Below are 23,418 nucleotides of genomic sequence, written 5' to 3' on the forward strand. Positions count from 1 at the left end.
AGGCAGAAATGGTCTCTTCCGCCTCTTTCATGCTTTTCAAAGTTCCATCTGTTTTTTTATTTCGAGATGTTGCCGTCTACGTCACGCTTTACTTCCATTTTGGAAACCGGGATGTAGCCAAGTTCCACCACGTCGCCGCTTTGTACAGCGTCAGAAGCGATGTAATCAAGGAATGCTTTTACTTCCGGTTTTGGTTCGCCTTTGGTGTACATGTGCTCGTAAGCCCATACCGGATATTTGCCGGATGCTACATTTTCAACCGTTGCTTCAACGCCTTCGTATTTCACGACTTTGACTTTGTCGTCCAGGTAGGACAGTGCCAGGTATCCGATGGCGCCAGGGCTTTCAGAAACGATTTTCTTAACCGTACCGGAGGATTCCTCTTGGATCGAACCTTTCAGGTCCTCTGTCGATGTGCCAAGTGCGTATTTTTCGAATGTTTTACGCGTGCCGGAGCTTGCTGGACGATTGACGATCACGATTTTTTCGTCTTTGCCGCCAACTTCTTTCCAGTTCGTGACTTTACCAGTGAAAATGTCTACCAGCTGCTGCTTTGTCAGATTGTCTACGCCTACATCCGGGTTCGTTACCGCAGCCATCGCTACGACCGCCACTTGATGGTCAACGAGGTCTTTGGCTTCGTCTTTCAGCTTCTCTTCTGCAAACACGTCAGAGTTACCGATATCCGCTTGGCCGCCGGCAACTTGAGTCAAGCCCGTTCCGCTGCCCCCGCCTTGCACTTGCACTTGAATTTTGGAATACTGGGATTCTGCCATGAATTTTTGGGCCGCTTGCTCAACCAGCGGTTGAAGCGCCGTGGAGCCTACTGCAAGCACGGAGCCGCTAAGTTCTGTGGAAGTTGTATCATTATTCGCCGTTCCCGAAGCGCTGCTGTCTCCTTGGGTATCCTTGCTACCGCAGGCGGCCAGCACAGCCACCAGTGCCAACGTACAGATCATAAGTAATGGTTTTTTGAGTTTCATAAGCTTTTGTTTCCCCCTGTTCTGTGTTTGTCTTCGCAACTCTATCATTGCTGCTGACAAATTCATTGTAGTCCTCTATCATTTTGTAAAATGATGCGTTGTGTAAAATAAAAAATAAAAATCTATATAAAATATTTATGCAACTATAGATTAGTTCTATAATATGAATCAGAGACAGGGTTTTGGGAGGGAATATCGATGAATTTGTTAAAACTGCAGATTCTTGTATTGATAGAAAGATTAAAGAAAGTTACCGATGTGGCCAAAGAGCTGGACATGAAGCAGCCCACCGTCACATTCCATATGAAAAGCCTGGAGGAAGATCTGGGGGTTGCCCTCTTTGAGGCCAAGCGGGGCAGAATCTGGCTAACGGAGGCCGGCAAAGCCCTGCATCCTTATGCGGTCAAAATGACGGCCATGGCGCTGGAAGCCCGCAAAGCGGTGCAGGATTACGCCGATTTGAACAAGGGGCATCTTCAGATCGCCGCAGACAGCTTGATGGGTTCTATCCATCTGCCAAGGATCGTCAACCGGTTCTGCCGGGAGTATCCCGGGATCCAGGTCGAACTGACGGTCCAGCCCAGCCGCGTCGTGCAGGAGCTGATGTACCATCAAGAAGCCGATGTCGCCTTCTATTATGCTCAGGATGGACCCAGCAAAGGGATCACGGAAGAAGTTCTGCTGGATGAGGAACTGGTCGTCATCTTCTCGCCCAACCACCCCTTCGCGAGCTTGAAATCGTTAACCGATCAGCTGATCGCCCAGCAGTTCTTTATCCAGCATGCCGAGGGTTCCTTCATGCGGGATTTTGCCCGTTCCTATGCGATAAAAAGCGGAATCCACCTGTGGGAGCGCATGATCATCAACTCGCCGGAGGCCGTGAAGCATACGGTAGAGGATGGGGACTTCATCTCTTTATTTCCTCTGTCCGGCATCCGTGACGAGGTGGCGGGAGGAAAGCTTATGTATTTACCCGTTCCGGAGAAGCCAGGCAAAACGGTCAAGGCTTGCATGGCCTATCACGCCGACCAGCCCTCCTCGCCCCTGCGGGAACAATTCAAACAGTTCGCTAAACAGACCTGGATTGCGCCGGAGAATCCTTAAAAGACGCTTTGCCTCCGGCATAAAGCTTGGAGATCAAGAGCAGTATTCGAAAACGATAAAGGATTTGTGAATTTTTCGAAAAACCCCTTTGCAAAACGTAAATTTTGAGTAAATTATAAGTATAAGCTCCATGAACCGACGAGACGTGGCTCAGCTTGGTAGAGCGCTTGCTTCGGGAGCAAGAGGTCGCAGGTTCAAATCCTGTCGTCTCGATTACGCCAACAAAAAAACAGCGATCCAATGGGTCGCTGTTTTTTGTTGGTTTTATTAAACGATGATCACTAGAATTCACTAAACATCACATTTGAATCACGCGATTCTTCATTTCCTCGATGTAACATAAAAATGTCCGACCTATTCTCTGAGCAGTTTAAACAGCTTAAAGGCCACCCTCTTGAAGGTGGCCTCACATGCCGCAAGAAATATCCTATTCAAACTTCAGCCCGTTCTAACTTCAGCCCGCTTTAAGCGCTCCGCTTCCCGCTTACTTCGCCGAACGGTCCCGGCCTAATGGAACGACTAGCGGCGTATGCGAAACCGGATCATCGATGAGTGTGCATTTTAAGCCGAACACGTCTTCAACCAGTTGCTCCGTCACGATCTCGCGCGGATCGCCTTGCGCCATCAGTTGGCCGTTCTTCATGGCAATGATGTGTGTCGCATACCGCGCGGCATGGTTCAAATCATGCAGGACCGCAACGATAGTGCGCCCTTGCTCGTTCAGGTCCTTGAACAGCTCGAGCAGCTCGATCTGATGGGCGATGTCCAAGTACGTCGTCGGCTCGTCCAGGAGCAGTATTGGCGTTTGCTGCGCAAGCGCCATTGCGACCCAGACGCGCTGTCTTTGTCCTCCGGAGAGCTCGTCAACATACCGGTGCGAAAGCTCGGTTGTATTGGTCAATTGCATCGCCGACGCGACCGCCGCCTCATCCTCATCCGTCCACTGCCTGATGAAATTTTGATAGGGATAGCGGCCGTGCGCAATTAAATTCGCAACGGTAATCCCGTCTGGAGCCGTCGACGATTGCGGCAGCAAGCCGAGTCTTCGCGCCACTTCCTTGGACTTGTAAGTCACGATACCCTTCCCGTCCAATATGACCTGGCCCGCGAAGGGCTTGATCAATTTGGACAACGTGCGGAGCAGGGTTGACTTGCCGCATGCATTGGGCCCGACAATGACCGTATAGGAGCCGTCGGGGATCTTAACGGACAAGTCTCGGGAGATGACCCGATCCTCATATTTAATCGTAATGTTGTCCGCCCAAAGCCGCGATGCAGCTTCGGACGCATTTGGGACGTCTGCCGCAGTTCTCTTCATATCTGTTTCAACCACTTTCCGCGTAACAAGCCACAATGCATGGAGCACGGGCCTGCCAGGTATTCTATTGCTTCCACTTCGCTACGAGGACGACCGGGCCTGACGGAACAATACACCCACAAGATACAACCCGCCTAAAGACAGCGTGACCACGCCAACGGGAAAAATCGTCCCGGGTACAATCCGCTGCGCTACCAAGTCAGCCCCCAACATGAGAAAAGCGCCCATCGCCGCTACCGGCGCAAGGCTCTGCGCCGATTTCGTGAACCTTAGCGCGATCTGCGGAGCCGCCAACGCGACAAAACTGACCGGGCCCATAACGGCCGTTGGCGCGGCGGTCAGCACGACTGCGATCAGGATCAGCACAAGACGGGTCCGTTCCGAGCGGATACCATGGGCTTTAGCCGCATCCTCGCCCAATTCCATCGCTCGCAGAGGCCTGGCCATCACTGCGGCAATCAGCAGGAGAACGACGACGGCCACCATGGCTGGAATCGACTGAGCCCAACTAATGCCATTCAACGAGCCTACTCCCCAAGCCGCAGCGGTTAATGCAACTTCTGCTTTGCTTCGCAGCAGCAGCACTGAATTGACGCTGCTGAGGATCGTTGAAGTTGCGACCCCGACGATGATAAGCCGGAAACCCTGCGTGCCTTTGCGGAATGCCAGGAGATAGATCAGGACGGCTGTTGCCAGTCCTCCGATCAGTGCCCCCGCCGCAATACCGATAAACGACGTCGACCCGGCAATCAGCATGGCAATCAGTGCGCCTGTGTACGAACCCGAGGTGAAGCCGATAATATCAGGCGAGCCTAATGGATTCCGGGTCAGCGATTGAAAAATCGAACCGCTGACCGCCAAGCCTGCGCCGAAAATCATTGCCGCCAGGACGCGCGGCAGCCTCCATTCCACGACGATTGTTCGGGTCATCTTGGCCGCATCGCCGCTTAAAGCGGCAAACACCTCATGCACGCTTAGTCGCAGTGTTCCGATCATTAAACCGAAGCAAGCGATCACAAGGGTCGCTCCCAGGAGAACGGCTGTCACCACAAGGCTTCTGGCATCGATGCGCAGCTTTATAAGTCCCTTAAGCCGTATGTAACGCCTGCCGAAATTAATGGGAGGCATAGCAATCACTCCTTCTTGCTGTCAAACCGCACCCGAATTTCATCAATACCCGCCGCCTCATAGCTTGCTTGCCGAACGGCGTCGAACAAGAATGATCAGGATAGGCGCACCGACGAAGCCCATAATAATGCCCACCGGGACCTCGGTCGGGGAGATTACGACTCTTCCAATGATATCGGCAGCCAGTAACAGTAATGGGGCAACGACCAGTGAATACAGAAAAATCCATGGCTGGCTTGGCCCAACGAACCAGCGCACGCAGTGGGGCACCATCAATCCGAGAAAGCCAATCGGGCCCGCGATCGCCGTGGCGCTACCCGCCAACAACGTAATCGCGACGAGACCGATCCCACGAATCAGCAGGACGTTTACCCCAAGTGACGAAGCGCGATCTTCCCCGAATGCGATAGCGTTAAGGGCTGGGGAAATCGCTAACGCTGCCAGCGTGCCAGCGATGATAAGCGGCAACACCAGCCACACGTCTCCCTCGCTTTTGCGAGCCAAGGAGCCAACAGTCCAGTTCAACATACGCGAGAACGCTTCGCTGTTCATCAAGGTCATCACCGTTGTGAATCCACTTAACACAGCGCCTAAAGCTACCCCGGCAAGCGTAAGCTGATCGGGTGAAGGCGATTTTTTGCCGGCGCCTCCCCCGATGACATAGACGATAATCGTGGCGGCTAACGCTCCGGCTAGGGCGAATCCCACGTAACCGGACAGCGAGCCGACTGCAAAAACGCCGACGCCTATGGCTACAGCAAATGCTGCCCCCGCGCTTACACCAAGAATGCCTGGATCGGCCAATGGATTTCGCGTGACAGCCTGTATGAGCGCTCCAGATAGTCCGAAGGCCGGTCCTACGACGAGCGCAAGCAGCGTACGGGGCAGCCGGGAGTCCAGAATAACCCGATGCTCGTAGCTATCCGTATTGGAGAAAAGCGCCTGCCAAACGGTTTCGACCGAAAGCTGCTTCGCTCCGATCATCAGGCTCAGGCACATCATAACTGCAAGCAGGACAAGAGCGACAATGAAGCCGCTCAGCCGCTTGGACCGTAGAGAGGTGATCGTCTGCGCTTGACCGCTATTGTTCTTGAGATGATTGGCCGATGTCACCGGCTTCACGCTCCAGGCTGTACGAGTGCCTTAATTTGCAGCGGCAAATGCTCAATCGTCCACAGCAAGGAAGGAACCGTGCCTGTCGAGAAAGCATTAGCCGTATCTTCATCAAGAACAATCGATCTGCTGGCAGCGACAGAAGGAATCTTCTGGAATAGCTTGTTGTTGGTTATTTCTTTAGCATCAACCCAGATTGGCATGACGACAGTCACGTCCGCATCCAACAGATCCAGCTGTTCGTCCGACACTTTCACATAGAAATTTCCGTCCGCCAGCTTCTCAACCGCATCCTTCGTCTTGAATCCGAGCCGCGTCATGAAATCGATACGCGCATCTCCCTTCACGTACGCGCCGAACCCTTCGGAAGAGTAGGCTCCAACAACGATGGTTTTATCGGTGAATTCCGGATGATCTTTGGCTGCTTTCGCGAAAGCGTCGTCGACTTGCTTCAGCAGCGCTTCGCCTTCTTTTTCTTTGCCCAAAGCTTTCGCTATCATTTCCACTTGCTCATTGGTGCTCGTCAGATAATTATCCCCATCGGCGGGAACGCCAACAGTGGTGGCTATTTCCGAAAGCCGTTTGTAACGCGTCTCATCACCCGAAGACTTCACGTCAAGAATAAGGTCGGGGTGTAGAGCCGCAATTTGTTCGTAATCCAGCTCGGTTGTTCCAAGAATGGTCGGTGATGTTTTGTATGCGTCTTTAAGCCACGGTCCGACTCCATTCCCTCCAAAAGCCAGCCAATCGCTCGCGCCGACCGGCTGCACGCCAAGGCTAAGCGCCGTCTCGGCATCCCCCCAGCCGAGCGCAACAACCCGCTTAGGCTGTTCCGTAAGTTTTACTTGGCCGAACTTGGTCTCTATCGTCTCTTTAAACGAATCTGCAGGGGGCGTGGAATTGGAATTTTCAGTCGCTTCCTGGCCGTTGTCGCTAGTATTGGATGAACACCCGATGAGTCCAGTCATTAATGCTGCTGCCACAGTTACTATGCCAACCCATCTAGGCATTTTAAAACTCTTAATCATGCTAGTCTCCTCTTTCATTTAATGAAATTGATAATCATTATCAGAATAATGATATTAAATGATCTCTTTTATGTCAAGCTTTAACGACGGCCTTGGGGTCCTTCAAGCCTCTCATTTTTAACATCTGTATCCTATCTCTTAAGCCAATACATTCCGTAGTCCAATCTTCCGTAAAACCGACGGATCCGTGTGAGCAAGTAACGGAACAATGTAAATAATCATTTTCTCACGAAAAATAAAAAACATTCAATCGAACAACAAAAAAGGCTCCTGCTCTGCTAGTACATGCAGATCAGAAGCCTGTTATTGATGAAGTGGTGCGGTCGAGAGGACTCGAACCTCCACGGGGGGTTAGCCCACACGGACCTGAACCGTGCGCGTCTGCCAATTCCGCCACGACCGCATATGTATCAACGTCGTTCGCATGTAAACTCTTTCGCGGCGACAAGATAGATCTTATCATGACAAGCTAGTTAGCGTCAAGCATTTTTTCATTCAACCGATTTATCGTCACTTCGCCCGAACCTTCAGGCATATCATGAAGATGAAGTAAGGAACTATTGACCGAAATAAAATATGATGTCTATAATATATTATGTTCATCATATTTTAACGGAGGTGTATGGAGTTGACCCAACTTACTCAAACAGAAACCATTGTCATTGGCTCCGGCCCTGGAGGATATGCAGCCGCAGTCCGGTCTGCACAGCTTGGCATGAAAACGATCCTTGTCGAACGCGGCCCGATCGGCGGCGTATGCACGAATGTGGGCTGCATCCCGTCCAAAGCGCTTATCGGGGAAGCCAACCGCTACCATCTGCATAAATCATGGAGCAGCCTCCTTCCCTCGGATTCTTTTGCCGAAGCCCAGGCTTTCAAACAAGCGGTCGTAACCAAGCAGGCCGGAGGCGTTCATTTCCTGTTGAAGAATGCCGGAGTGACGATTTTGGAGGGTGAAGCAAGCTTTATTGACGAGCACACGGTTGCCGTGAAACAAGCGGAACGCGAACAAAAGGTTTTTTTCAAGCACGCGATATTAGCTACCGGTTCCCGCCCGATTGAGCTGCAGGCTTTACCGTTCGGCGGACGTATTTTGTCTTCTACGGATGCCCTCTCGCTTTCCCAGATTCCGGCCAGCATGGTCGTAATCGGGGGCGGTTACATTGGCGCCGAGCTTGGACAGATGTATGCCCGATTCGGAACCAAAGTTACCATTGTAGAAGGGGGACGGCAGTCACTGCCCGGATTCGAAGCGGACCTCGTCGCGCCTGTCGTCAAGCAGATGGAGGCCGACGGAATAACCCTCATTACCGAAGCGACGGTGGTCGAGGCTGAACAGGATGCGGATGGGCTCACCTTACATTATATGAAGAATGAAGTGCGGCACTCGATTAGCGCGGCATATGCGCTAGTGACCGTCGGAAGAACACCGAATACGGACGGCAGCTTGGGGCTTGAGCGCGCCGGATTGCGCGCAGCGGGCAGAGGTTTGCTTGAAACCGACGAGCAATGCAGAACGGCCATTTCGCATATCTATGCCATTGGCGATATTACCAAAGGACCGGCTCTTGCCCATAAGGCTTCTTACGAAGCCAAGGTAGCGGCTGAAGCCATTGCGGGTATGCCTTCGGTTATTGATTACAAAGCAATTCCGCTTGTCGTTTTTTCCGAGCCGGAGCTCGCCAGCGTCGGGCTAAGCGAAACCGAGTGCAAAGCGAAAGGAATCCCGGTTGTTGTCGGGAAGTCTTCATTCTCGATTAACGGCAGGGCACTTGCCATGAAGGCGGCCGAAGGGTTCGTCAAAGTGATCGCCAATCCGGTTTCGGGTCTTGTCATCGGCGCGCAAATCGTTGGAGCAGAGGCGTCAACCCTCATATCGGAGCTTGCACTGGCGATTGAAATGGGCGCAACCGCCGAGGATTTGGCGATGACCATCCATCCCCATCCCACCTTGGGAGAAGTGACCATGGAAGCGGCGGCCAACGCCGTCAGAAAAATGGCTTCCCTGTGAATCAGCACAAATCCCCTCAAGCAGCGCGACGACATGCGCTGTTAGAGGGGATTTTGTCAATATTCATTGAAATATCTATTCCATTTCTACAGAACCAGCTTGAATTTCAGGTTTATGGCTGGTGATTAGCAGCTGTACTGCGATCATGACCGCAATTACGGCAAGCATAGCGAAAAGCGCCACCGTGAAGCTGCCGCTGTAATCAAAAATGGCTCCAATAAGCAGCGGCCCCATTGCACCTATAATGTACCCGCCGCACTGAGACATGGCCGACCATGACCCGGCTTCCTCCGATGTCTTCGTCTCGACGATAGGCAGCATAAGTGCCAGCGGAAACAACCCTCCTGCCCCGATTCCCAAACAAATGACAGCCGGCAGCATCGGCAGATGGAATAACAATATCACGATTCCGATCAGCTCGGACACGCTGCAAAAGACAAGGAAAAATCTTCGTTTCCCGAACCTGGATACCAAACCGGGAATCAGCAAGGAAACGGGAATTTGAATGATGGTAAAGATGGTAAGGAACATAGCCGAGCTTGCCGAGCTGTAGCCGAAGCTATGCGCAATCGGTGAAATCCATGCCGTAAGCGAATAAAACATGCATGCCATCAGCCCGAAAAATAACGTCAACAATATGGCCCTCGGATTGCGGATGGGAAGCCTGGAACGTACCGAGCCTTCCTTGTTTGCTCTGTTCCGTAGAAATACCGACCAAACGATAAGACCAAGCACCCCCAAAATGGCCCAGCATGACAGGGTCATGGTTAAGCTTTGGTTGCTTCGATTATATATCGGTATCGACAATGCCGAAGCCATGGCTGCACCGAAGGTCATCGAGGCCGAATAAATGCTTACGATGCCGGGCTTTGTCGGGAAATACTTTTTGATGAATCCGGACAGCAGCGGTCCAGCCAGGCTGATGCCGATCCCGCCTATCAAGGCGCTTATGACCAGTATCGTCACGGAGTCCGCGCTCCCCCGCAAAGCGGTAGCCCCCGTAATGAGCAGCAAGGCGGTAAAAATGCTGCGCTCAAGCCCCAGTCGATCACGCAGCGCCGTTGCCGAGGGAGCAAAAAGCCCCATGCATAATACCGGAAACGTAGTCAGCAGGCTGGCCGTCAACCCGCTCATTCCCAGCTCGCTTTGCATCGTACCAAGCAAAGGAGCAACAGATGTAATGATCGGTCTCAGATTCAAAGCCGCCATAAATATAGCCAATAATAAATAAAACTTTTTCATCATGGTGCCTCCCCTGTTTGTTATTTGCGTAACGCATATTCAGTATATTCACCCGGACATCATTGATCAATCCTATAATTTATATTATTATGATAGTAAAAAACTATCATTAATTAAGGGGTTCTTCATGGACACTCGGAATATTCAATACTTTATGGCCGTCTACAAGCATCTCCACTTTACGAAAGCTGCCGAGGAGCTTGGAATCTCGCAGCCTACATTAAGCCAGCAGATCCGTCTCCTCGAAGCGGACTTTGGCACGCCGCTCTTTGACCGAATCGGTAAAAAAGTCGTCGCAACGGAGGCCGGTAACCTTTTATGGCGGTTCGGAGAGAAAATGCTTCAAACGGAGCTGGACGCCAAAACTGCCATTCAGGAGCTTCAGTCCGGGAATTCAGGGACGGTTCGGCTGGCGGTCCTCCCTTCGGATTTGGATTTTCACCTTGTTCCGCTGTTCGTCGAGTTCAATACGAAATATCCGGGCATCAAGCTTCAAGCCTTCTCTTCGATACAAATTCAAGAAGAAGTGCTTAACCATCGTGTCGATATCGGCATCGGCTTGGTGGGTCCGCCCGATAAGCGATTAATACAAATTCCGCTTGGATCGGAACCGTATTATCTGTTCGTAAATTCAGCAAGCGAGCTTGCGACGAGGAAAGAGATTACGCTCCAGGAAGTGATGGATCATGCATTGGTGATGTATCCGAAAGGCTTTTTGGGGCGCGATCTGGTCGAGGAGGTTTGCATCAAGCAAGGATTCGAACTAACGACGGTCATGGAGACCGCTACGGCAGCTTCGCTGCTGCAGCTGGTTTCTGCCGGGGTGGGAGTCACCATACAGCCTAAAGGATTGCTTAGAAATTATCCGGAACGGACGGACATCACGGCCATACCAATCACCGATGGGACGCCTGTGCGTCACCTGGAACTGGTGTACCTTGCAGATCGCTTTATCAGCAGCTCACACCAACAATTAACGAACGGCCTGATCGGCTTTTACAATGAGAGAAACGGCTCTTAGAAGTCATGAAGATGATTTTCACGTACAATAAGCTCTTGAACCTTCCTGAAGAAGAATTCGAGAGCTTAGGGACTATGATTAAGATAATCATGGCTTACCGTTTTTATCGTTTACAATGTGATCGAACAAGGTATATATCTAACGAAAAAAACGCGAAGAATCCTTTTAGGGACACTTCGCGTTATTCCATGCATAACAAAAAACTCTTGAATCGTCATAAAGACAAATCCAAGAGCTTCTTGATCGGATGCGGTCGAGAGGACTCGAACCTCCACGGGGGGTTAGCCCACACGGACCTGAACCGTGCGCGTCTGCCAATTCCGCCACGACCGCATATTGGCCATCGTCGCATTTCAAACTCTTTAGCGGCGACAAAATAGATCTTACCATGACAAGGCAGTTAGCGTCAAGCATTTTTCAGATTTTTTTTATTTCATGACATTCTGAAAAAAAAGAACGGCGGAGGAAGCCGTGAAATCCGCTGTTATACGGTACTCCACGAGCTCTCCGACCTTTTCACTGAACCCGGATTCAATCTACGGCGATCGTTTCCCCGGCCGCCAATGAAAGTTCCCGTCCTTTATGCTTGAACGTAAGCCCGTCACCTTGGACAAGCGTATACCGGGTTTCCTCTCGGCCCATGCGGACCATCAACAGCTGACCGTGATATGTCACCCGGAACGTGCAGCTTTGCCACAGATGCGGGAGCGCAGGACTAAATGCAAGCTCCCCGTCCGTCAAGCGCATCCCTGCGAAGCCATGCACGATGGACATCCAGGACCCGGCCATGGCGGCGGTATGCAGCCCGTCCTTCGCATTGCGGTTAATGTCGTCCAGATCCATCCGCACGGTCCGGTCGAAATAAGCATAAGCGCCGTCAAGGTCGCCGATCTCCGCGGACACGATGCTGTGAATGCAAGGCGAAAGCGAGGAGTCATGGGTGGTCAGCGGCTCGTAATATTGATAATTTCGGATCTTTTCTTCCATTGTAAATTTCTCGCTGAGGAGAAACAGGGCCATCACCGTATCCGCCTGCTTCAGCACCTGATGCCGGTAAATGACGAGCGGATGGAAATGGAGCAGCAGCGGATATTGATCCTCCGGCGTATGCTCGAAATCCCACTTTTTCTTCGTCAAAAAGGTGTCGTCCTGCGCATATATGCCAAGTGTTTCGTCATAAGGCACAAACATGCGGGCCGCTGCTTCGCGCCACCCCGCGACCTCATCCTGCGTAAGGCCGATGGACTGCCGGAGCCGTTCATAAACTTCGGGATGTTCCCGCCCCAGCAGTTCTGCCGTGTCGCAGGCATAATTCAGCTGGCTCTGCACCATGAGATTGGTATACGTATTGTTATTGACGATGGCCGTGTATTCATCCGGGCCGGTGACGCCGTCGATGCAGAACGCCCCGCCCCTCGCCTCATTGAAGTGTCCGAGATCCACCCAAAAGCGGGAGGTTTCGAAAAGGATTTCGGCACCCTTATCCAAAAGAAACCGAATATCGCCCGTCGCCTGCACGTACTGCTTGATCGCATAAGCGATGTCCGCATTGATATGCATCTGGGCCGTTCCCGCGGGGAAATACGCCGAGTTCTCATCCCCGTCGATCGTACGCCACGGATAGAGTGCTCCCTTCTGGGACATGACCTGCGCGCGGCTGCGTGCCTTATCGAGCGTGGCATAACGGAAATCCATCAGCGCGCGGGCAATGTCCGGCTGCGTATAGGTGAAAAACGGCATCATATACATTTCCGTATCCCAGAAATAATGCCCTTCGTACCCTTCCCCGGTCAGACCTTTGGCGCCAATGTTCGTCAAGCCGTCGCGGCCTACCGACTGCAGCAACTGGAAAGCATTGAAGCGGATACCCTGCTGAAGCGCCGGGTCGCCTTCAATCTCCACGTCCGCATGCTGCCAGAAGGAATCCAGATAAGCCTGCTGCCCGTCCATCAGCCTGCTGAAGCCAAGCAGCGATGCCTCCCGATGCGTTCCTTCAGCCCGCTTTTCCAGCTCCGCCTCCTGATTGCTGCCGTCCTTCGATGTATGATAAGAAATATATTTGGTGAGAACAGCCTTCTCACCCGGAGACAGCTTGAGCGTGAACCGCGTTCCAATCTGCTCCTCCCCCGTTACGCTCTCCGCAGCAGCGGCCGCGGGGGCTTCAATCCGGTGACTGATGCCCGTAATCAGCTCAAAGCCGGTATGGCGGGTACGCTGCTTCAGCAGCGATAACTCTCCCCGCTGCTCCATCTTCTCTAGCATCAGGCTCGGTTCGCCGCCTCCGGAGCCCAGCCGCGGATCATCCGTCGCTTCCGCCTCCTGAATCTTCCCGTCCAGGAAAGAATGGAGCGTGATCTCCCCTTCGAATCCGGTGGATTCCACCTCCACCTGGACAACAGCCAAGTGCTTGTGCGTGAATGAAACAAGTCTGTGGAAGCTGATCCGCACGCGGCCGCCGGAAGGTGCTTCCCACTCGATCTGACGCTTCAAAAAGCCGCGTTTCATGTCCAACTCCCGCGAGAATGAGAGCACCTGACCGGTATTCAAATGAAACGGCTCATCTCCCACAGAAATGCCGACGCATTGGGCATTGGTCACGTTCAGCATCGCCTGGTTCCGGGAGGGATACCCGTAGGCACCCTCCGGATAATGAATGGGCTTGGCGTCATAAAATCCGTTAATGTAATTTCCCGTTACGGATGTTCCTTTGACGCCATGATATCCTTCTTCAAAGTTCCCCCGCATTCCGATATACCCATTGCCCAGCGCGAAGACGCTCTCGCTTCGCTGGTTGTTTTCATCATCATAAGCTTCCTCGGCCAGGCTCCAGGCCTGATAAGGGTATAGTGCCTCTGGACGCACGTATGCTTTCATTTTCATCTGCTTATGTCCTCCTATCCGTTTATGGGCACTTCTCTGTATACAATTGTGGTTATGCTGATGTTCCAGCTTGTTAAATCTTGCTGTGGAGCACTGATTCGAGCTAGCCGGGCAGACGCAGCCCTTAACCCTTGACTGAACCGCCCATCAAGCCTCTGACAAAATACTTTTGCAGCAGGAAGAAAATCGCCAGCGGCATCAGCATCGATATAAATGCGGCCGAGGTGAGCAGATGCCAATCATTGCCGCGCGAGCCGACCAAATCCGCAATCTTCATGGACATCACCTGCACGTTTGGCTGGTTGCCGATAAAAATCAGCGAAACCAGATAATCATTCCATACCCAGAGGAACTGGAAGATGCCGATCGAGGCCAGCGCAGGAACGGACAAAGGCAGGATCAGCCTGCTGAAGATCGTGAAGTGGCTCGCCCCGTCCATAAAGGCTGATTCGAACAAATCCTTCGGCAGCTGACTGATAAAGTTATACATAAAATACGTGACGAGCGGCAGACCGAAAGCTGAATGCGCCAGCCAGATGCCGAGATAAGTGCCATTCAGGCCGAGCGAAGTGTAATCCTTGAGCACCGGTATGAGAGCGACCTGAAGCGGCACGACCAGCATGGCAATGATGACAACGAATATCGTCTTTCTACCTGGAAAACGCAGCCACGCAAACGCGTATGCAGCGAAGGAAGCGATCAGAATCGGTATGACCGTCGCCGGGATGGCGATCGTCAGCGTATTCAGGAAGGCCTGCGAGAGTCCCGTTCCCTTCTCTTTCTTCTCGCTGCCGTCAGCTTCTTTGACGGTATATTCCTTACCCGAAATGACATTTTTGTAGTTATCCAGCGTCAGCTTGGAGCTGGCGACCCAGCCCTGCTCCTGCACGCTGATTTCCCGGTTTCTGCGGTTTTCCCAGATCAGCCGGTCATTTCCGGCCTTTACGCCCGCTTTGAGCTGGTCATCGGTATAGGTTTTGCCATTGACCTCAATCGGTCCGCGCAAATCCACGTCCTTGGACAGCTTGATCGTATCCGCAGACTTCCATTCCTGATGCGGGAATACCTCCCACCATCCGGTTTGCAGAATGTCGGCCGCAGGTCTGAAGGAGGAAATCAGCAAGCCCACGGTTGGAATGAGCCAGATAAAGCAAATGATGCCGAGCACCAGATTCACAATCCATTTTTTACCCTTTTTCTTTCTTTTTCCGGCCATTTAGAATCCCCCCTGCTTGCGGATTTGACGAAGGTTGAAATAGATGACAGGCAGGACCGCGATCAGCAGCACGATAGCCAGCGTCGAGCCGTAACCGAAGTTACGGTACATGAAGAACTGACGGTAGAACTGCGTGGCGACAACCTCGGTGTCGTATTGGCCGCCGGTCATGACCATCACGACGTCGAATATTTTCAGCGTAAAGACGATGATCGTCGTCGTAACGGTGAGCAGCGTCGTGGAGATAAACGGAATGATGATGCGGAAAAAGATGCGGATTTCTCCGGCCCCGTCTACACGCGCCGCTTCAAGAATATCCTCGGGAACGCCTTTGATCGCCGCCGAAAAAATCACCATCGCAAAGCCCGTCTGCATCCAGATCAGGATCAGGATGAGGAAAAAGTTGTTCCACGGCTGGAGCATCGTCACCCATGCCTGCGGCTCGCCTCCAAAAGCAATCACGATGGCGTTCAAGAGACCGATCTGCTCTGTCCCAGGCTGGTAGTAATACACGAACTTCCAGATGACACCCGCGGCAACGAATGAAATGGCCATCGGCATGAAGATGATGGATTTTGCGATCCGCTCATAACTGCTCCGGTCTGCAAGAATGGCAATCAGCAGCCCGAAAGCCACACAGGCCAGTGTACCGACGAAAACCCACAGCAGGTTGTTTCGCAAAGCAGTCGCGAGCAGACGGTCGCTGAAGATTGCTAGGTAGTTGCCCAGACCGACGAACTTATCAGAAGATGCATTAAAAAAGCTCAGGTACAGCGTGCGCAGCGCCGGCATGACCAGCAGCCAGCCTAACAGCAAAACAGCCGGGCCGATAAACACATATGGCAGTATTTTGCGGCCGATTTTTTCCGGAAACTGCTCAACAGCCAAACTGATCGTAAAATACAGAAAATAGACGCCTGCTACACCCCAGATGACCGCCGCCAAAGCTGTCCAAAGCGGGTTCAGCGTGGATTCCTTGAAGAAATAAAAGATCACGCCGTGAACGCAGATGTTAATCAGCAGCATGATAAGCAAGATCAGCACGCCTTTGAAGCTGGATTTGGATCTGGATTTCGTTTTGGCTTGTGCTTCCATGGATAATCCCTGCCCTCCGATATCTGAAAAAAAGGGGCAGCCAGCGCTTGCGAAGCTGCCCCATCTTCCAGCTATAAAATCATTGCAAAATGAAATGCTTAGTTATCCCAGCCCTTTTGAATCTGTTTCAGCGCTTCGTCCAGATTCACCGTTCCGCTGACATAGTCGGTCATGCCTTTCCAGAAGGAGCCCGCGCCGACTTTGCCCGGCATCAGGTCAGATCCGTCAAAGCGGAGCGTTGTCGCATCCTGAACCAGCTTCGCCATCCGTTTATCGGATTCGGAAGTGTACCAATCAAGCGAAGCGTCGTTCATTGGAGCGATGACGCCGCCGGATTGCACCCAATTTTTGATGGATTCGCCGGTTGTGAAGAATTCCATCACCGCACGAACTTCAGGACGGTCGTTAAACATCGCATAGATGTCGCCTGCAACCAGCACCGGCTTGCCGTACTGCTCATCGATCGGCGGCAGGTAGAACCAGTCGTAGTCCTGGTCAACCTTCGCGGTTTCAGGGAAGAAGCTGGTGATGAAGTTGCCTGTCAGGTTAAACCATGCTTTGGGCGGATTCTCGAACATTGGCTTCGGCGCGTCGCCGAAAGACGTCGTCACGATCGACTTGGTGCCGCCATAGACATAGTCTTTATTCATCCAGATTTTGGACATGATTTCGAAAGCGTTTTTCACTTCAGGCGATGTGAAAGGCAGCTCGCCCTTAACCCATTTGTCATAGTTTTCTGGCGTAGTGGTACGCAGCATGATGTTTTCGATCCAGTCGGTTCCCGGCCAGCCGGTAGCCGCGCCGCTCTCGATGCCGATCGCCCACGCAGGGTCGCCGTCCTTGGCGATTTGCTCGGTCAGGGCCATCATTTCATCCCAGGTTTGAGGTACTTTGTAACCCGCCTCTTCGAACTGCTTTTTCGGATACCACACCAAGCTTTTCACGTTGCTGCGGTTCCAGATGCCTGCCATAATTTTGCCGTCCTTGCCGTCCATGGTTCCCATGTCCAGCCAGCTTTGGTTATAGTTTTTCTTCAGCTTTTCCTGATCAAGGATCTTGTTCAGATCGACCACTTTACCGGTTTTGGCGATGGAAGCGAGCAGGCCCGGCTGCGGGAAGTCAGCGATATCCGGCGCGTTGCCGCCGTCGACGCGGACGTTGATCGTCGCTTCGAATTCCTTGGAGCCCTCATACTGGATATCGATGCCCGTTTTATCCTCGAAATCCTTGATGCTGTCCTCGAATTTCTTCTGGTCGGCATCCACGAAAGGACCGAACATGGTTACTTTCGTTCCTTTATACTTGCCCTGCATGGCCATTTCCAGCGGTGAACCGGAGCCGCTATCGGCCGGTTGTGTCGTTGTGGTCGTTTCCTTCGTGTCGCCGCCGGAGGCAGCAGGCTCTTTCGTCGGCCCCGCATCCCCCGAGCCGCCGCAGGCGCTCAGCATCATGGTCAAGGACAGGCTCAGCGAGAGCAGTATGGATGTTCTGGCTTTCCGTACTTTTGTCATACAACATACATCCCCTTTTTTTATCATGGTTAAGTAAAAATCGGTCAGCACACTCCGCACAAGCATGCAAATTACCGCGGAGTCCGCATTTTCGATATCAGTACGCCGAACCGAAAGCTGCCAGCAAGCCGATATCTCAAAAAAAGTTTCATGGTCCCCATATCGTCCAATCTACTGTTACAGCCCGCGGATCACCCCCCTCACAGAATCTGGCGCCATAAATAATAGAGCGCTTTCAACTTGGTGATATGTATCAACTAAGCAATGTTAATGTGTTGTTAACCGAATTTCATTCATTACCCTTTGCCCATTAAGTTGTAACATGACAGCTCGTTTGAAAAGCTTTTCAAATTTCCCGAGAAGGAACCTCATCGTTGACGCGAGGACTCTCTGACAATCAATTTATGCTCCATTTTCTCCCGTAGAACCTCGACCGTGCCTGTTGTAAGCCATTCATGCAGCTTTTCCGCGGCACGGCATCCCATGTCGTACATCGGCTGCGCGATCGTAGTCAGCTTCGGGATGAACATATTCGCCATCCTCAGATTATCGAATCCGATAACCGATACCTGCCCGGGAACGAGAATGTTCCGGTCTTTCAGATAGGAAATCACCCCCATGGCGAATTCGTCGGCGACGCAGAATACAGCCGTAAGCTCGGGATAATCGGTAAACAGTTCGTGCGCGGCATGGTAAGCATGCTCGAATCTGTGCGTCGCATATCGGATCTTCTCACCGTTACGGCCAAGTCCCGCTTCCTCCAAAGCCCGGATAAAGCCTTGGTACCGCGGCGGTCCGGAAATGGAATTCTCATGATTGAATCCGATCATTCCAATGTCTTCGTGTCCGAGGTCGATCAGGAATTTCACCGCGTCATAGGCCGCCTGCTCATCGTCAATCTCCACGCTCGGAATCTCATACTCATACGAATGTGTAGAAAGAAGCACGAACGGGATTCTGCAGCGTACCAGCTTTTCGTAGTATTCGGGATACATAATATCGCTTGCGAACACGATCCCGTCCACCTGCTTCTCGTGAAAAGCGTCGATGTAAGAAAGGAGCCGGTTCTTATCCCGGTCCGTATTGCAGATCATCAGACTGTAACCGAGCTTGATACAGGCATCCTGCATGCCCCGGATAATGCCGGTATAATAAAAATTTTCAATATCCGGAATCAGCAATCCGAGCGTAAAGGATTTCTTGTAAATCAGGCCGCGGGCAAACGAATTCGGCTGATATTGAAGCTTCTCAATCGCCTCCAAAACCCGTATTCTTTTGCTCTCGATGACGGATTCAGGCGCATTCATGACGCGGGATACGGTACTGATGGATACGTCCGCCATTTTGGCAACATCTCTAATTGTTGGCTTCATTGTTAAAACTTCCTTTGTAAGAAAACCTTTTCAAAGCGATTATAGCAAGGGTTATATCAATTGGCAAGATTTATTTTTGAAGCGCTTACATAATGCTTTTATTTATGAAGCAAGCAAAAATCCCAATTCCTCTGCCTCATGCTGAGAGATTGGGATCGGAAGATGAAAGGTAAGACGTTCACGTTCCTCCTTATTAAGATACCGTAGCCCGGCGGAGCAGGCCGTAAGAAATCAGCGCGTAAAGGATGATAAAGGGGATCATCCAGACATAAAGCAGCTGATGGTGATGCGCAACCCACTTGAACAAGTCCATCCACCGCTCATAGTACGTCATGGCAAAACTTCCGATGCTGCTGAGGAGCAATATTGCGGTAAATAAAACGTATAAGCCTGTTTTTCCGAATCTGCGGTGAATGCTTGAAATCACGAATCCGAGGAAAAACATGTAGGTCATGACGACAAAGAACACTCCAAAACGTGCAATCGGGGATAAATCCTTCATAAACGGCAGCGCGAAGTAATGCAGGTTCACGCCCCAGCCATCGGTCATGTTCTCTATCACCGACAGTAGAAAAAGAACAAGGCTTGAACCCGCGCTGACGAGGAGGCACATCAACGCCGTACCCATAAAATAATCGGTTCTACGGATGCTCATCCCGAGCGAAAAGGGAAAGGTCTGCGCCTGTACGATGAGAATGGCAATAAACATATAAACGTATATAGAGGCGATCCCTCCGGAGTTAATATTCTCCTGTCCTTTGGTCAGGATCCCGATAATCACGTTGATCGCGAAGCTGAACAATAAAACAACCCACGGCACATAAATCCAAACCGTTTTATCGCGCCAATGCATTTTTAATACGCCTGTCATTCTCATCATTAATCTGCCACCCTTCCATTTCCTTTATCGCTTGTTAAGTGAACAATGAGCTGCTGCAGGGTTACCGGAGCGAATTGAATGCCGAGCCCCTCGGCCTCCCTCCTGTTTGCTTTGTCTCCCTTGCCCCATATGGTCGCGGTCATCATACCGCCGAGGGATTCTTGGTGAATAACCCTTTTTCCTGCCGTATAAGTACTCACGTGCTGGGCTGAACCTACGGCCGTGTAAGCTTTATCCCTGAGCTCATCGGCATTTTCATTGATTAGGATGCTGCCGTTATCGATCACGATCACATGCTCCAGCAAATTGCTGACCTCATCGATCAAATGAGTGGAGAGGATGACGGTCCGGGGATGCTCCCCATAGTCCTCAATCAGCCTTTCATAGAACAGGTTTCGGGCAACCGCGTCCAGACCCAGGTAAGGCTCGTCAAAAATCGTAAGCGGCGCGCGGCTGGCCAAGCCGACGATAATGCCGACCGAGGAAAGCATCCCCCGGGATAGCTTTTTCATTCTTCTTTTGAGCGGAAGCCGGAATTCTTCAATCAGCTGCTGCGCGTACGCTTGATCCCAGTCCGGATATAGGGTTGCCGCAACTGCAAGCACGTCCGCGACTCTGAAGCTATCCGGATATTTTTGGCTCTCTTTGATGAAGCACATCCGGCTAAGCACCCGGTTGTTTTCGTAAGGGTTCTCTCCGAATACCTTCATTTCGCCGCTTGTCGGGAACAGCTGGGCCGTGAGCATATGCATGATGGTCGTTTTGCCTGCGCCGTTTCTGCCCAGCAAACCGTATATTTTATTCTCCTCCACCGCAAAACTGATATCCTTGACGACCGTTTCACTGCCATAAGTTTTATTCAACCGCTTTACTTCGATGACCGGTTTCATTTACTCTCATCCCCTCTTCTGACCATGTCCGTTAACTGATCAACCGTAATTCCCAGCTTCTTGGCCTCGTGAATCATCGTCACGATATACTGCTCATAAAATTGTTCCTTCCGTTTATCCACGAGCCTCTCCCTCGCTCCTGAAGCCACAAACATTCCGATCCCCCTCTTCTTGTACAGAATACCTTGATCAACCAGAAGATTAACTCCCTTGGCCGCGGTCGCAGGATTTATCTGATAAAAAGAGGCAAACTGATTGGTCGAAGGGACCTGAGATTCCTCGGGCAATCCTTCGCTAAGGATGTCGTCTTCGATCTTTTCCGCAATCTGTATAAAAATAGGACGGCCGTCATCCATAATTGACCCCAAATACCTTCACCACCCAACTGGTTAATTACTCAAGTAACTAACCATAATATATGCGATGGATTTCGGATTGTCAATCCATTTGGCGCACAATTTTACCGGACTTCATCATGTGGCCTCCTGTCAAGGTTGCGTCAATGCCTACGTTTATTAGCATCCGCGCAAAAACATGTTGGGTACGTCGATATTTCTGTTCAGGGCAAAGGTACGGTCTTCCGTATGCACTTCGCCTTAACGCAAAAAGAACAGCCGAATTGGCTGTTCTTCGTACAGCAGCATGCTTGCCGCTACTTCCGAGTTTGCGATTGCAATACCGGTGATCCGGCTGGGGTTGCTTTGGCGTTTACTGCCGAGCTCCGAAGCACCTGCACGTCGGCGAATACGGACTTGCCTTTGTAGGAGCCGTAAATGCGGGTCACTCCCGCACGGTATCCGGTCAGGTTCCCTTCGTCGTCAACGCCGGCGATGTCCGGATGATCGCTGCGGAACGATGCTTTAGCCGTCACGTCCGTCGTCTTGCCCGTGGCGGCGTCCATGAACAGCAAATGGATGTCGAGGCTGCTGCCGGCCGCCAGCGAATATTCGTCGGAATCCATTTGGATGGCGCCAGAAACCGGATCGAACGCAGCGTCATCGGCTGAAAGCACCGTGACCTTCAGCGCAGCGCTAAAGTCACGGTATTCGGCATGAATGACCGTTTCACCCGGTGCTGTTGCCGTAATGCGCCCGGCCGTATCAACGGCGGCAATCTTCGGATCATCCGAACGATAGGCGGCCGAGCTCGATACATCCTCTGATGTGCCGTCACCATAAACCGCCTGAAGCACGGTCGGCGCGCCGATGCCGGATTTCAGCGTTCTGGCCTTCTCGGTAAAGGCAATGCCTGTCAGCGTCCGTTCCGCCGAAGGTTGATGGGCGGAAGGCGCTACCTTCATCAGCTGGAACTTCGTTTTGTCCTCTCGTTTGACCGTTCCCGGGAAAATATAACCGCCGTCCGGTGCTGCCGAGCCTTTCCCGTACCGGGAAATCGGCGCGCCTTTGAAAAGCGTCCGGTCAAGCAGCTCGCCGCTTTGGCTGACGGTCATCAGATCGTACTGGACCTTACGGTTCTTATAATCGCCGCTCGCGTTTCCACCCAGCAGCGCATAGCCATCTGCCGTTTTGACAATGCGGTTGAACACCTCGATATCCGCGCCGGCCGGGTAAGTTTTTTCCCACTTCGGCTCTCCGCTGGCATCCGTTTCGGTCAGAACAGTGATTCGCTGCTGATTGATGACCTTCTGACTGCCGATCAAGTAGCCTCCGTCATCCGTCGCCACAACCCCGAATGCGCCCCAATCCGTTTCGGGGTCCACCGTTTCCTTCATCCATGCCTGCTCTCCGTCTTCGCCAACCTTGACGATGACAAGCGCATCCCGGTCGCCTGGTTCGTAATCCGGGCTGTCGATGCCGCCTACGGCGACGTAGCCTCCGTCCACGGCCGGAATGAGATCGTTGAAATACTGGCTGTTTCCGCCAAAACGGTACTTCTTATACCACAGCTCTTGGCCATCCCCGTCGACTTTAAGCAGATATGCGCTGCTGTAGCCCATGTTGCTGATGCCTTTGCCCGCGACGATAAAATCGCCGTCTGCCGTCTCAAACGCGGTCTGGGGCATGCTGTGAATGCCCTCCTCCTCCTTCGTCTGCTCCCAAAGGATTCGGCCGGAAGCGTCCAGCCTGACCATCAGCAGCTGGCTGTAAGGCTGTCCCGAGGTGCTGGTGCTTGTACCGATGATAAAGTAACCTCCGTCGCGGGTTTCGATCGCCTGGGAGGCCGCATTGGTCTCGGAGCCGTCATGGGTCAGCTTTTGCTCCCACTGCACCGCCCCTTCCGCATCCAGCTTCACCATGTAGGCCTTCTGGGAATAGGTCTCCCAGTCCCCGCTCATTTCTTGCTCGGTCAAGCTTCCCAATGCGAGATATCCGCCATCCGAGGTCGGCATGACTCCCTCCCCGGCAGACCAATTCCCGTAATCCTTTGACCAAGCAATGGCTGGCTCATCCGAGCTTTCCCCATGCACGATGCCCCCTTGCAGGGCAAGCGCCGTCATAACGGCAAGGATCAGGGGCAGTAAGCGCGATCGTAAAGTAGACATTCCTGTTCTCCTCCCATAAGCTGCATATGTATTCCATTCTCAAAAGCTATCAATATATTCCAATTATCATTACGATTACGTCTGATAGCTATCCCTCTTACGGCATAATTACGTATGCCGAT

18 protein-coding genes and 3 tRNA genes are annotated in these 23,418 nt (G+C 52.1%); 4 read left to right on the forward strand and 17 right to left on the reverse strand.

Translation table 11 applies throughout. The annotated features are described in order from the left end of the window. Positions 1–56 precede the first annotated feature (56 nt). Positions 57–983 (reverse strand): phosphate ABC transporter substrate-binding protein, encoded by a 927-nt coding sequence (locus PCH05_RS01640; protein ID WP_127600021.1) that lies wholly within the window; start codon positions 981–983, stop codon positions 57–59. A 198-nt stretch (positions 984–1,181) separates the two neighbouring features. Here PCH05_RS01640 and PCH05_RS01645 point away from each other — a divergent pair, with 198 nt between their 5' ends. Together PCH05_RS01645 and PCH05_RS01650 are read left to right on the forward strand one after the other, a co-directional pair. After that, entirely contained in the window at positions 1,182–2,087 is a 906-nt protein-coding gene (locus PCH05_RS01645; protein WP_127600023.1) for a LysR family transcriptional regulator, read from the forward strand. 139 nt (positions 2,088–2,226) lie between these two features. Beyond that, a tRNA-Pro gene (locus PCH05_RS01650) sits at positions 2,227–2,300 on the forward strand. A gap of 271 nt (positions 2,301–2,571) precedes the next feature. Here the strand turns inward: PCH05_RS01650 and PCH05_RS01655 are convergent. The 5 genes from PCH05_RS01655 to PCH05_RS01675 all read right to left on the reverse strand — a co-directional run bounded on the left by PCH05_RS01655 (position 2,572) and on the right by PCH05_RS01675 (position 7,077). Then, positions 2,572–3,405, reverse strand: a complete 834-nt coding sequence (locus tag PCH05_RS01655) for an ABC transporter ATP-binding protein (protein WP_127600025.1) — start codon at positions 3,403–3,405, stop codon at positions 2,572–2,574. Between the two features lie 81 nt (positions 3,406–3,486). Then, positions 3,487–4,533 (reverse strand): FecCD family ABC transporter permease, encoded by a 1,047-nt coding sequence (locus PCH05_RS01660; protein WP_127600027.1) that lies wholly within the window; start codon positions 4,531–4,533, stop codon positions 3,487–3,489. Between the two features lie 57 nt (positions 4,534–4,590). Further along, a complete protein-coding gene (locus tag PCH05_RS01665; RefSeq protein ID WP_246049321.1) occupies positions 4,591–5,646 on the reverse strand; it encodes a FecCD family ABC transporter permease in 1,056 nt (351 codons plus the stop codon). A 5-nt stretch (positions 5,647–5,651) separates the two neighbouring features. Next, positions 5,652–6,656 carry an iron-siderophore ABC transporter substrate-binding protein gene (locus tag PCH05_RS01670; protein ID WP_174806215.1) on the reverse strand — a complete coding sequence of 335 codons (1,005 nt, stop codon included), beginning with the start codon at positions 6,654–6,656 and terminating at the stop codon, positions 5,652–5,654. A 333-nt stretch (positions 6,657–6,989) separates the two neighbouring features. Continuing rightward, a tRNA-Leu gene (locus PCH05_RS01675) sits at positions 6,990–7,077 on the reverse strand. Positions 7,078–7,302: 225 nt separating this feature from the next. On the opposite strand from PCH05_RS01675, the gene lpdA reads away from it, so the two are divergent. Next, on the forward strand, positions 7,303–8,685 hold the full coding sequence (gene lpdA / locus PCH05_RS01680) for a dihydrolipoyl dehydrogenase (RefSeq protein ID WP_127600031.1): 1,383 nt from the start codon (positions 7,303–7,305) through the stop codon (positions 8,683–8,685). 75 nt (positions 8,686–8,760) lie between these two features. Here lpdA and PCH05_RS01685 read toward each other — a convergent pair whose 3' ends face one another. Further along, the gene (locus PCH05_RS01685) at positions 8,761–9,927 is read right to left on the reverse strand and encodes an MFS transporter (RefSeq protein ID WP_127600033.1); all 1,167 of its coding nucleotides are present in this window, start codon (positions 9,925–9,927) and stop codon (positions 8,761–8,763) included. 127 nt (positions 9,928–10,054) lie between these two features. Here PCH05_RS01685 and PCH05_RS01690 point away from each other — a divergent pair, with 127 nt between their 5' ends. Continuing rightward, positions 10,055–10,948, forward strand: a complete 894-nt coding sequence (locus PCH05_RS01690; protein WP_127600035.1) for a LysR family transcriptional regulator — start codon at positions 10,055–10,057, stop codon at positions 10,946–10,948. A 248-nt stretch (positions 10,949–11,196) separates the two neighbouring features. On the opposite strand, the gene PCH05_RS01695 is transcribed toward PCH05_RS01690, so the two are convergent. The 10 genes from PCH05_RS01695 to PCH05_RS01740 form a co-directional block, all read right to left on the reverse strand. Continuing rightward, a tRNA-Leu gene (locus PCH05_RS01695) sits at positions 11,197–11,281 on the reverse strand. A gap of 198 nt (positions 11,282–11,479) precedes the next feature. Next, the gene (locus PCH05_RS01700; protein ID WP_127600037.1) at positions 11,480–13,828 is read right to left on the reverse strand and encodes a glycoside hydrolase family 65 protein; all 2,349 of its coding nucleotides are present in this window, start codon (positions 13,826–13,828) and stop codon (positions 11,480–11,482) included. 124 nt (positions 13,829–13,952) lie between these two features. Then, positions 13,953–15,044 carry a carbohydrate ABC transporter permease gene (locus PCH05_RS01705; protein ID WP_127600038.1) on the reverse strand — a complete coding sequence of 364 codons (1,092 nt, stop codon included), beginning with the start codon at positions 15,042–15,044 and terminating at the stop codon, positions 13,953–13,955. Further along, a complete protein-coding gene (locus PCH05_RS01710) occupies positions 15,045–16,139 on the reverse strand; it encodes a carbohydrate ABC transporter permease (RefSeq protein WP_127600039.1) in 1,095 nt (364 codons plus the stop codon). It abuts the gene before it with no gap. Positions 16,140–16,237: 98 nt separating this feature from the next. Beyond that, positions 16,238–17,650 carry an ABC transporter substrate-binding protein gene (locus PCH05_RS01715; protein ID WP_127600040.1) on the reverse strand — a complete coding sequence of 471 codons (1,413 nt, stop codon included), beginning with the start codon at positions 17,648–17,650 and terminating at the stop codon, positions 16,238–16,240. A gap of 368 nt (positions 17,651–18,018) precedes the next feature. Further along, positions 18,019–19,023 (reverse strand): LacI family DNA-binding transcriptional regulator, encoded by a 1,005-nt coding sequence (locus PCH05_RS01720; RefSeq protein ID WP_127600041.1) that lies wholly within the window; start codon positions 19,021–19,023, stop codon positions 18,019–18,021. A 193-nt stretch (positions 19,024–19,216) separates the two neighbouring features. Continuing rightward, positions 19,217–19,894, reverse strand: coding sequence for a hypothetical protein (locus tag PCH05_RS01725; protein WP_127600042.1), 678 nt, complete (start codon positions 19,892–19,894; stop codon positions 19,217–19,219). Positions 19,895–19,902: 8 nt separating this feature from the next. Continuing rightward, positions 19,903–20,793: an ABC transporter ATP-binding protein gene (locus PCH05_RS01730; protein WP_127600043.1), complete on the reverse strand. Its 891-nt coding sequence runs from the start codon at positions 20,791–20,793 to the stop codon at positions 19,903–19,905. Further along, a complete protein-coding gene (locus PCH05_RS01735; protein WP_371860502.1) occupies positions 20,790–21,149 on the reverse strand; it encodes a GntR family transcriptional regulator in 360 nt (119 codons plus the stop codon). The genes PCH05_RS01730 and PCH05_RS01735 overlap by 4 nt, the downstream gene beginning before the upstream one ends. A 296-nt stretch (positions 21,150–21,445) precedes the next feature. Next, on the reverse strand, positions 21,446–23,296 hold the full coding sequence (locus tag PCH05_RS01740; RefSeq protein WP_127600046.1) for a hypothetical protein: 1,851 nt from the start codon (positions 23,294–23,296) through the stop codon (positions 21,446–21,448). Positions 23,297–23,418 lie beyond the last annotated feature (122 nt).

Source organism: Paenibacillus chibensis, from assembly GCF_004001045.1.
Classification (GTDB): domain Bacteria; phylum Bacillota; class Bacilli; order Paenibacillales; family Paenibacillaceae; genus Paenibacillus_AQ; species Paenibacillus_AQ chibensis.

Coding starts and splice junctions, on each gene's coding strand:
- PCH05_RS01735 (WP_371860502.1), bottom strand. CDS start 21,149: ATGGATGACGGCCGTCCTATTTTTATACAGATTGCGGAAAAGATCGAA.
- PCH05_RS01700 (WP_127600037.1), bottom strand. CDS start 13,828: ATGAAAATGAAAGCATACGTGCGTCCAGAGGCACTATACCCTTATCAG.
- PCH05_RS01685 (WP_127600033.1), bottom strand. CDS start 9,927: ATGAAAAAGTTTTATTTATTATTGGCTATATTTATGGCGGCTTTGAAT.
- PCH05_RS01720 (WP_127600041.1), bottom strand. CDS start 19,023: ATGAAGCCAACAATTAGAGATGTTGCCAAAATGGCGGACGTATCCATC.
- PCH05_RS01640 (WP_127600021.1), bottom strand. CDS start 983: ATGAAACTCAAAAAACCATTACTTATGATCTGTACGTTGGCACTGGTG.
- PCH05_RS01710 (WP_127600039.1), bottom strand. CDS start 16,139: ATGGAAGCACAAGCCAAAACGAAATCCAGATCCAAATCCAGCTTCAAA.
- PCH05_RS01725 (WP_127600042.1), bottom strand. CDS start 19,894: ATGACAGGCGTATTAAAAATGCATTGGCGCGATAAAACGGTTTGGATT.
- PCH05_RS01690 (WP_127600035.1), top strand. CDS start 10,055: ATGGACACTCGGAATATTCAATACTTTATGGCCGTCTACAAGCATCTC.
- PCH05_RS01670 (WP_174806215.1), bottom strand. CDS start 6,656: ATGCCTAGATGGGTTGGCATAGTAACTGTGGCAGCAGCATTAATGACT.
- PCH05_RS01740 (WP_127600046.1), bottom strand. CDS start 23,296: ATGTCTACTTTACGATCGCGCTTACTGCCCCTGATCCTTGCCGTTATG.
- PCH05_RS01705 (WP_127600038.1), bottom strand. CDS start 15,044: ATGGCCGGAAAAAGAAAGAAAAAGGGTAAAAAATGGATTGTGAATCTG.
- PCH05_RS01730 (WP_127600043.1), bottom strand. CDS start 20,793: ATGAAACCGGTCATCGAAGTAAAGCGGTTGAATAAAACTTATGGCAGT.
- PCH05_RS01655 (WP_127600025.1), bottom strand. CDS start 3,405: ATGAAGAGAACTGCGGCAGACGTCCCAAATGCGTCCGAAGCTGCATCG.
- PCH05_RS01715 (WP_127600040.1), bottom strand. CDS start 17,650: ATGACAAAAGTACGGAAAGCCAGAACATCCATACTGCTCTCGCTGAGC.
- PCH05_RS01645 (WP_127600023.1), top strand. CDS start 1,182: ATGAATTTGTTAAAACTGCAGATTCTTGTATTGATAGAAAGATTAAAG.
- PCH05_RS01660 (WP_127600027.1), bottom strand. CDS start 4,533: ATGCCTCCCATTAATTTCGGCAGGCGTTACATACGGCTTAAGGGACTT.